The organism is Mesorhizobium sp. M0998 (assembly GCF_040318885.1).
Classification (GTDB): Bacteria; Pseudomonadota; Alphaproteobacteria; order Rhizobiales; family Rhizobiaceae; genus Mesorhizobium.
In genome coordinates, this window is record NZ_JAMYND010000127.1 from 1 (window position 1) to 784 (window position 784).

Consider the following 784-nt stretch of genomic DNA (forward strand, 5'->3'; position numbering starts at 1 on the left):
GTGCCCCACCACTGTCCATCATGCATCACTCTTGCAGCAAACATCCTGCGTCGATCATGCGGAGACGCCGAATGCTTGCGCGAGAAGGCTGGAGCCGCGGATCTGCACTCTACGTGGACACATCACAGCTCCGGGCAAAGCGGCCTATGGATCAAAACTTACGTGGAAACCTGCCCCACCAAACTTTGTCTGGCAAACGCATGTCGGCCCTGCCGATTTCGTTGCGAGGGGCGAGGCTGGATCGCGCGCACTCGGTCTTCATCGCGTGTTTTCGAAAGAGTTCGTGAGAAGGCAACGGGTCAAGTAGTTCAGTGTTCGATCTGGGGGAATTGAAGCTGCTCGGCCTCGATCCGACAGGCAATCGATTACGGCCCAGGGGTGACTACGATAAACCTCATTCCCGTTAATCTCCGGCCCCTGTTTCGAGGCAAGAGAATCGCACGCGCGGCCTCGTCGAGGAATTCCGCACGTATGGGCATGTATGGGGCCCTGTCGAGCCGCGACATCTACTTAATGTCTACTTTAGACAGTCGCCGCGAGCATAATTTTTGATAACAGGTCAGGGTCGCGGGATGCCGAGCCGCTTGAAATACCGAGTTGTGCGGGTGCTCGCGATCGTCCCGCCTCAACCGCGCAAGTGCGCCATCATCGCCGGCGAGCGCCATAGCCAAACCGGGAGCGCTTATTCTCGACGGAGCACCGGGCATTGTCTGATTGTGAAGACGGGGCTTGATCACCAGCCGCCTGAGTGTGTCGTCGCTTGCGTTGTAGTCGTGCCTGAACA

General features: G+C 57.9%; 1 pseudogene. It reads right to left on the minus strand.

Annotated features, from left to right (window positions below):
• Positions 1 to 506: 506 nt before the first annotated feature.
• Positions 507 to 784, minus strand: a pseudogene (locus tag NKH59_RS33405) (hypothetical protein); the annotation flags it as partial.